The sequence below is a fragment of the Chloracidobacterium sp. genome, from assembly GCA_025057975.1.
In the GTDB taxonomy this organism is placed as follows: Bacteria; Acidobacteriota; Blastocatellia; order Chloracidobacteriales; family Chloracidobacteriaceae; genus Chloracidobacterium.
In genome coordinates, this window is sequence record JANWUV010000019.1 from 52,108 (window position 1) to 60,096 (window position 7,989).

Genomic DNA, 7,989 nt, shown 5'->3' on the forward strand with positions numbered 1-7,989 from the left:
GGCGTTTTTGAACGGACAACCACTGTGCAGTGCGCGCGTCTAGTGTCGAACGACGATTTCAAACACCACCGGATCGGCCGCGGACGGTGACTGTACCGCTCGTCGGAGGCCGTCGCCAGTGACTACCGTCTGTGGGGTCAAGCGTTCCACCAGCGTCGCCAGTTCCCGTTGCTGGGCCGCCGAAAGCGCCTGCCCCGGACGCAAGCCGTCAAAGACCGTCAGCTTGACGCTTGCGAGAATGACGGTGAACCGAGTAACGGCCGTGCGCGTCAGACCAATCGAGGCGTCCTTGGGAAACGTCAGCGGATATTCGGCCGGGGAGGGTTCATCGGGAACGCGAAACGCCGTCAGCCGCCCGTTGGACGGCGCAAAGATGTAGAGATAGCCAGTGCGATGCGGCGTCATGTGAAACACAATGTCCTTGCCGGCCGGTACGGTGTCTTCAGGATTGAATGTCGCTTTTCCTCGGCGCGGATCGCCTGGCATGACAAGTTCGATGTCGTACGTGAGCGCTGGCGTCCGCACCGGGACGGCGCGCATCGCATCGAGCGTCGGCTGTGGCCGCATTTTGGTTTCAACCGTCGCCGAGTGGCTGATCGGCCGTCCTCTCCACAGCAGAACGCCAACGACCGCCGTCACCAGTATCAAAACGCTCGCCGCCACCACTAAGCGCTCCACCCATTTTCCCTGAGCGGATGGGACGTGCGGAGGCGCATCGCCGGTTGTCACCATCACGGTCTCGCCAACCGCCGCCGCCTCGGCCGCACCGCCGACTGGAGGCAGATTGGAGATTGAAATGGTCGGTTCTTCTTCGAGGGCGCGCACTGCCGCCTCCTGCCGCGCTGAGATTTCCATCGCTTGCAGGAAGGCGTTGACGAACGCCTCCGCACTTGCGTAACGCGCTTCAGCGTCATACGCCAACGCCTTGCGGAGCACCCGCTCGACTTCCTCATCCAGGTCAGGACACCGCTCGCGCAAACGCGAGCCGAAACCGGCGCGCTGCATGGCCGTCAACGACTGAATGGCGTCGCGGAGCGTGGACAACGCCGGTTTGTACGGGCGTTCGCCAGCCAACAGTTCATAGGCGATGACGCCCAGCGCGTAAATGTCCGTTGCGGCCGAGCATCCGCTGGACAGCATTTGCTCCGGCGCCATGTAGGGCAACGTCCCAACCAAGCCGTCCGGCGCCTCCTGACCGACGACCGAGTTGGTGACTTTGGCGATTCCAAAGTCAATCAACTTAACGTGCAGTGCGCCGTCGCCCAAGTCCTCCAGCATGACATTTTCCGGCTTGAGATCGCGGTGATAGACGCCTTCGCGGTGCGCCGCGCCCAACGCACGACCTATCTGAGTGACGATGTCGACGATCTCCGCCCGCGACAAACTGCGCTCTTTGAGAACATCCCGGAGCGTGACGCCTCGGATGTACTCCATTACAAAGTAGGATTGCCCTGAAAGCAGACGGCCGCGATCCAAAACCTTGACCACGCCAGGGTGGGCGATTCGCGCTAGCGCCTCGCTCTCACTCTCAAACATGCGCTGCGCCAGGGGGTCATGTTGCTGCTTGTCGAGCAGCACTTTAACGACAACAAGCCGCCCATGGAGCTGTTGGTCGCGCGCCAGATAGATGACGCCGTTGCCGCCGCGTCCCAACTCCCGCTCGACGACGTAGCGGTCGCTGACGCTTGAACCGCGCGCCTGTTGTTCGGTGTCTAGATGAAAGAAGGATTGCGTGTGGAGTACGTCGTGAACCGTCGGTAACTCGTCCGGCAGAGACACTTGAAGCGGCTTTTCAATGAAGCTCCGGGCCGCAGGATGAACGCGGAGCAATGACTCCACTTCCCGCCGGAGCGTCTGGTCGCCGGCGCAGAGCGCCGCCAAAAGTTCGGCTTGCTTGTCGGGCGGCGCTTCAATGACCTGACTGAAAACATCCGTGATGCGTTGGTACTGTTCCGGTGTCATGGCGGTCATCCTCCGCGTGTCGGCCGGAGTTCCCGGTACAGAAACGTCTTTGCCACCGCCCATTCCCGCTTGACCGTCACTGGTGAGATGCCGAGCGCCTCGGCCGTCGCCTCCACCGTCAGTCCGCTGAAGAAGCGCAGCTCAACAATCCGGCACTGGCGCGGCGCCAGACGTTCCAGCTTGTTCAGCGCTTCATCGAGCGCCAACACGTCCACTTCGCCCACCGTGTCGGGTGAAGCCACACCACCCAGTTCCTCCAGTGTGACCAAAACCTGTTCACCGCCGCGCCGAAGACGTTTCTTGCCGCGAACGTGATCAACGAGGATGCGCCGCATAAGCTGCGCCGCGATGGCGAAAAAGTGCGTCCGATTGCGCCAGTCGGCGCGCTCCTGCCGAATAAGACGCAGATAGGCTTCGTTGACCAGCGCCGTCGGCTGAAGCGTGTGTCCAACCAACTCACGCCGCATGGCGCGCGCCGCAATGCGACGCAGTTCTCCGTACACGATCGGCATCAAACGCGCCAGCGCGCTTTTATCGCCCGCTTGCCAGTCCATCAAAAGCTGTGTCACATCGCCCATATCGGCGCAGCGGCAAAGTCGTTACTTATCGCTTGACGAGTTCCACACCGGTAGCCAGCACGTCCACCGTAGCCGATTCGCTCATATGAATGACGGACGGCGCCGCCGCACTAGGACGCAACCCGATTTCACGGGTGATCGCCAACGCCTCAGCCGGCTCTTGCAGGCGTCCGAACTCCTGCCGCAGCAGCGTCCGCTTGACGGGCTGTTCCAGCGCCAGCACAACGCGCGACCAAACACCCGCCGGAGGCGTCCACACTTCATGACCCGACTGGCGGACGGCTTGGATCAGTCGCTCGTTGGTCGGAATGTCCGGCAACGGCGACCGCGACAGCACAAAGACAATTTTCTCACGCACCTCGCCTGGCGTCAGAAAGACGAACCACTGCGCCTCTGGGTCGGGTTCTTTGGCGGAAGGAATCTGGTAGGGGACGTGGCCGCGAATAAAGTTGTCGCCGTTTTGCAGGCGCGCGTGGGGGTAGATCATCCGCAGCGTGCCCTTGGAGTCGGCGTTGAAAACGTACAGGTATGCATCCTGATTGGCTTCCACAACGAAGCGAATTTCGTCCCCAGTGGAGAAAACTTGGCTGGGATCAGCGCGTTCGGGAAGGCCATGACGATTTCTGATATAGAGCGTGTAGCCGAAGCCCAGCGGTTCAGGTGTGGATGGCGCAGTTTTGGCCGGCCGGTGGCGCGCGCTGACCGGACGGGTTGACCTAGCTGTGGCCGGGCGCGTACGGATGAAGGCGTCACGGGTTTGATCCGCTCCGCCGGTCGGTGACTGCGCCGGCGTGAAACCAATCCCGCACAGTAACAAGGCGACAGCAAGGTATAGCTTGGCTGTGAGTTGCGAAGCACGCATAGCACGGAGCACCTCCTGAAAGCCGACACTCAATCCATGACGCGACAGGCGGTCGAAAACGGTATCACAACAGCTAGCAAGATGTTCGCCGAAGCCTTAGCGAAACAACAGACGGCGAATTGACGGCGGTCTGTGCGTCCGACTAAGTTACGCTGGTGACATACCGAGATTACCACCTATCTGCGCCTTACCCCCGGTGCCTGATGAAGAACACCCACGCCGCAAAGATGGATGCGATGTATCGGCGGCAACGATACATCTACGACTTATCCCGCAAGTACTTTTTGTTTGGACGCGACACCCTGCTGGCTCGACTTCCGGTGCGACCCGGCATGCGCGTCGTTGAAATTGGTTGCGGCACGGCGCGAAATCTGGTCATTTTGGCGAGCCGGCATCCGCAGGCGCAGTTTTACGGCGCGGACATCTCTAGCGAAATGTTGCTTTCGGCGCGCGCCAATATCCGCCGCCGCCGACTAGAGAATGTCGTCGTTGCGACCGCCGCCGCCGAAGGCTTCGACCACCGGGCGGTGTTCGGCCTTGATACGCCGTTTGACATTGCCTTTTTCTCGTATTCGCTTTCGATGATTCCCGACTGGCGGGCGGCTGTTGCAGCGGCGCTCGCCAGCCTTCGTCCCGGCGGTTGGCTGGGCGTGGTGGACTTCTGGGACCAGAAGGAACTGCCGAGGTGGTTTGAAAAGCTGCTGGGGGCGTGGGTTCGACGCTTTGACGTGACGCCGCGTCCGGAAATTCTGGACGAGCTAGCCGCCCGCCGTGATCGGGGCGAAGGCAACCTGACGATTGAAGCGGTGGGTGGGCGCTATGCGTTTATCGCGCTGTTTGAAACCGCCCTACCGAGCGCGGCGCACGCATCTTGAACGTCTTTGTGAGGGTATTTGTCTGTGGCGACTGATACGGCTCAACTCCTCCGTGCGGCGGTTCACCAAAGCCCCATTACCTCCAAGCAGGGTCTGCTGGAACGGCTGTTTACGTTTTACTTCGATGCGTTCGTCTATAACCAGATCTGGGAAGACCCGCAGGTTGATCTGGCGGCGCTGGAACTCACGCCGGAAAGCCGCATCCTGACGATCTCATCCGGCGGCTGCAATGTTCTCAACTACTTGGTGCATGGCCCGGCGCACATTACAGCCGTTGACCTAAACCGCTATCACCTAGCTCTGTTGCGCCTCAAGCTGGCCGCCGTCCGCCACTTACCAGACCACGAAGCCTTCTTTCGGATGTTTGGCGCAGCCAACGATGCGCGCAATGTCACAGCGTACGATGTGTATTTGAGTCCACACCTTGACGAGGCGACGCGCGCCTTCTGGGAAGGCCTGACGATATTTGGGAAGCGGCGCATTCACTTCTTTGCGGACAATCTTTACGACCACGCGCGCAACGGCTTCTACCTCCGCTTTCTAGAGAAGCTCGCCCATCTGATGGGCATTTATCCCGACCGCATCATTGGCCTGACCGATCCGGTTGAGCGCGCCAAAGTATTTGACGCCACTATTGGTCGCTACTTCGACCACTGGTTAGTGCGGGCGCTGTCAAAGCTGCCGTTCATCGTGTTTGGTCTCGGTATTCCGCCGCGTCAGTACGAAGCGATGCGTCGTGAAACGCCGGAAAACATTCTGGCGATGTATCGGCGGCGTGTTCGGCGCTTTGTCTGCGACTTTCCCATTGAGGAGAACTATTTTGCGTGGCAGGCCTTGGCGCGGCGCTACGACACCGAACACCGTCGGGCCATTCCCGAATACCTCAAGGCGGAACATTTCGAGACGCTGCGCGCCAATGTCGCGCGGGTGACGACGGAGGTCACATCATTGACGGCTCACTTACGCCGGCAGCCGGCCGGAGCCTATGACCGCTTTGTGTTTCTTGACGCGCAAGACTGGATGAAAGACGAGGAGATTGTTGCGCTGTGGCGCGAGGTGGTACGGGTGGCGCCGCCGGGCTCACGAGTCATCTTCCGTACCGCGCCGGAAGCCTCGCCGGTGGAAGCGGCGCTGCCGCCCGACTTACGAGCGCGTGTCCGGTACGAGCGTGAACGCTCGATGGAACTCTTCGCTCAGGATCGCTTCGCCATCTACGGCGGGTTTCATCTTTACGTCGTAAACTAGCGCGTTTTCTCGGAACGCGCGCTAGCGCACGCTTGGGTCAACCATCACTGACGGTGTTTCCGTCGTATTGGTCGGCGGCGCTACATCCGACAGCACGGAGTCTAGGTCAGATTCACTGAAATCCAGTTCGCCGACAAATGGGCGAAGCAACTCCGACAGCCGCTGCCGTTCGGCAATGAGCCGGGCTTCAAACGCCCGCGCCTGCTCTTCCGCCTCCTGCGCCTCCCGCATCAGGCGCTCTTTCTCTTCCTCCTGTCGGCGAATGAACTCTAACCGCTCGGCTTCCATTTCTTTGAACCGCTCAGCGTTGCGACGTCCCAAGCTGTCGGCGCGACTCAGAAGCGTGGCGTGATAGCTTTCAAGCGCCTTGACCTTGCGGGCGGCGTCGTTTTTTGGTTCTTCAATGGTGTGCCCCTCGCGGTCAAGCGCAAACTTCAGTGCAATGACGCGCGTCTCCGGCGGAGCGTTGGCGATGATTGGGTTAGCGATCATCTTTTCAAGTTCCTCAACGCCACACGGGGAGACCGGCAAGCGGGCGCTCCGGTAAATGGATTCAAAACTCCGTAGGTGCGGAGGAACGTTTTCCTCGGACTGATGAAGTGACTCTGGCGACCGCTCATCTTGGGAACGGCGGTCGCGTTCTTCACGGTTGGATTCCAGTTTTGAGCCGAAGATTCTGCCGAGCATGCCAGTTCCGTTGCTCATAAACGCCTCGCAGCGCCGTGGGAGTCCCGGCGTGTTTAAAGTCAAATCGCTTGAAGGCAAGGTTGCTCTATTGTGTTTGAAAGTTGGGCGTGGCACAAGCCGCCTTTGAAGAGAATTCTTCAAAGGTTAGCCGCCTACGCGCGCCGAAGGCCCGCCTGAAGCGCAACAAACGGCGCGTCTCCGGGACGCCAACGTCCCGGAGAGGCCCAGCGGCGGAAACGATGTTCGCGGAAAGGAATTGCGCCGTACGTCGCAGGCTGGACGCCCTTTTAGCGGTTAGCTATGTTTTCTTCGTCCCACACAGGCAAAGCTCCCAAAAGCGGGCGTACGCCGCTTACCCCTCGCTTTGTTTGTGGACGGTGCATAACCCACGCCGAGACGCCCCGGCTATGTTTGAAAACTATGAAGTCGGCGACTTCTATGACGAAATGTTCCTGATGCCGGGCGTGCCGCGTCCCGAAACGGCGTTTCTCGCCCGGACACTGGCGACGCTGCGCAGTGATGAAGTTCTGCGTCGGCAGGCGGCCGCCGAACAACTGCTCCTACACTTAGGGATTACCTTCAACGTTTACGGCAGCAGCGACGGCATTGAGAGAATCTTCCCCTTCGACCTTATCCCGCGCGTCGTCGCTGCAAAAGAATGGGCGTGGATCGAGGCTGGTCTTCGGCAACGCATCCGCGCGCTCAACGCCTTCATCGCCGACGTGTACGGCGAGCAGCGCATCCTCAAGGACGGCGTAGTGCCGCCAGATCTGGTTCTCAACAATCCGAGTTACCTGGAAGCCTGCCGAGGGCTGAGACCGCCGCGCGACATCTGGTGCCACATCACCGGGACTGACTTGGTGCGTGATCAGGACGGCCAAATCTACGTCTTGGAGGACAACCTGCGCTGTCCGTCCGGGGTTTCCTACGTGCTGGGCAATCGGTCGGTGATGAAGTACACGCTGCCGCAGCTCTTTGAGGCGGCGACAATCCGGCCGGTGTTCACCTACCCCAGCAAGTTGCTTGAAACCCTTCAGCGCCTTGCCCCCGAACATCTTCTCAACCCGACTGTCGTGGTGTTGACGCCCGGCGTCGCGAACTCCGCTTACTTCGAGCATTCCTTTCTGGCGCAGCAGATGGGCGTCGAACTTGTCGAAGGGCGCGACCTTGTTGTGGACGGTGGGTTTGTCAAAATGCGGACAACGCGCGGCCTCAAGCCGGTGGATGTCATCTACCGCCGCATTGACGACACCTTTCTCGACCCAGAGACCTTCCGCCCGGATTCGCTGCTCGGCGTACCGGGTCTGATGCAGGTTTATCGCGCCGGGCGCGTTGCGCTGGCCAACGCGCCGGGGACAGGCGTGGCGGATGACAAGGCGGTGTATGCTTATGTGCCGGACATTATTCGCTACTATCTGGCCGAGACGCCGATTATCCCGAATGTCCCGACTTACCTGTGCCGCGACCCAGAAGCGCTCGCCTACGTCCTTGACAATCTCGACAAGCTGGTGGTGAAGCCGACGGGCGGTTCGGGTGGCTACGGTATGCTGGTCGGGCCAACCTCGACGGCGCTGGAACGCGACGAGTTCCGCGAACGCCTGCTGGCGCGTCCGGCGGACTATATCGCCCAACCGACGCTCCGGTTGTCGCGTGTACCGACAATTGTCGGCGACCGCATTGAGGGGCGGCACGTGGACCTGCGACCGTACATCCTCTACGGCGAGGACATCTTCGTGTTGCCGGGCGGGCTGACGCGCGTGGCGCTGCGCCGCGGCTCACT

The 7,989-nt window shown here is 60.7% G+C and carries 7 protein-coding genes; 3 read left to right on the forward strand and 4 right to left on the reverse strand.

Translation table 11 applies throughout. From position 1 onward, the window contains the following. Window positions 1–39: 39 nt before the first annotated feature. From NZ585_14135 to NZ585_14145, 3 genes are read right to left on the reverse strand one after another with little or no spacing between them, the layout of a single operon-like run. Window positions 40–1,962: a serine/threonine protein kinase gene (locus tag NZ585_14135; GenBank protein MCS7081173.1), complete on the reverse strand. Its 1,923-nt coding sequence runs from the start codon at window positions 1,960–1,962 to the stop codon at window positions 40–42. 5 nt (window positions 1,963–1,967) lie between these two features. Continuing rightward, the gene (locus NZ585_14140) at window positions 1,968–2,540 is read right to left on the reverse strand and encodes a sigma-70 family RNA polymerase sigma factor (GenBank protein MCS7081174.1); all 573 of its coding nucleotides are present in this window, start codon (window positions 2,538–2,540) and stop codon (window positions 1,968–1,970) included. Window positions 2,541–2,565: 25 nt separating this feature from the next. Beyond that, window positions 2,566–3,402, reverse strand: coding sequence for a DUF4384 domain-containing protein (locus NZ585_14145; protein ID MCS7081175.1), 837 nt, complete (start codon window positions 3,400–3,402; stop codon window positions 2,566–2,568). 203 nt (window positions 3,403–3,605) lie between these two features. Here NZ585_14145 and NZ585_14150 point away from each other — a divergent pair, with 203 nt between their 5' ends. Both NZ585_14150 and NZ585_14155 read left to right on the forward strand, forming a co-directional pair. Continuing rightward, complete coding sequence (locus NZ585_14150) at window positions 3,606–4,277, forward strand: class I SAM-dependent methyltransferase (GenBank protein ID MCS7081176.1); 672 nt, start codon at window positions 3,606–3,608, stop codon at window positions 4,275–4,277. A gap of 24 nt (window positions 4,278–4,301) precedes the next feature. Continuing rightward, window positions 4,302–5,522, forward strand: coding sequence for a DUF3419 family protein (locus NZ585_14155; protein ID MCS7081177.1), 1,221 nt, complete (start codon window positions 4,302–4,304; stop codon window positions 5,520–5,522). Window positions 5,523–5,543: 21 nt separating this feature from the next. Here NZ585_14155 and NZ585_14160 read toward each other — a convergent pair whose 3' ends face one another. Then, window positions 5,544–6,227 (reverse strand): hypothetical protein, encoded by a 684-nt coding sequence (locus NZ585_14160; protein ID MCS7081178.1) that lies wholly within the window; start codon window positions 6,225–6,227, stop codon window positions 5,544–5,546. A gap of 389 nt (window positions 6,228–6,616) precedes the next feature. Here NZ585_14160 and NZ585_14165 point away from each other — a divergent pair. After that, the coding region (locus tag NZ585_14165) for a circularly permuted type 2 ATP-grasp protein (GenBank protein ID MCS7081179.1) at window positions 6,617–7,989 on the forward strand (1,373 nt) is incomplete at its 3' end.

Excerpts from the sequence above, each read along its gene's own strand:
- NZ585_14160 (MCS7081178.1), bottom strand. The coding sequence starts at position 6,227 with ATGAGCAACGGAACTGGCATGCTCGGCAGAATCTTCGGCTCAAAACTG.
- NZ585_14150 (MCS7081176.1), top strand. The coding sequence starts at position 3,606 with ATGAAGAACACCCACGCCGCAAAGATGGATGCGATGTATCGGCGGCAA.
- NZ585_14145 (MCS7081175.1), bottom strand. The coding sequence starts at position 3,402 with ATGCGTGCTTCGCAACTCACAGCCAAGCTATACCTTGCTGTCGCCTTG.
- NZ585_14135 (MCS7081173.1), bottom strand. The coding sequence starts at position 1,962 with ATGACACCGGAACAGTACCAACGCATCACGGATGTTTTCAGTCAGGTC.
- NZ585_14140 (MCS7081174.1), bottom strand. The coding sequence starts at position 2,540 with ATGGGCGATGTGACACAGCTTTTGATGGACTGGCAAGCGGGCGATAAA.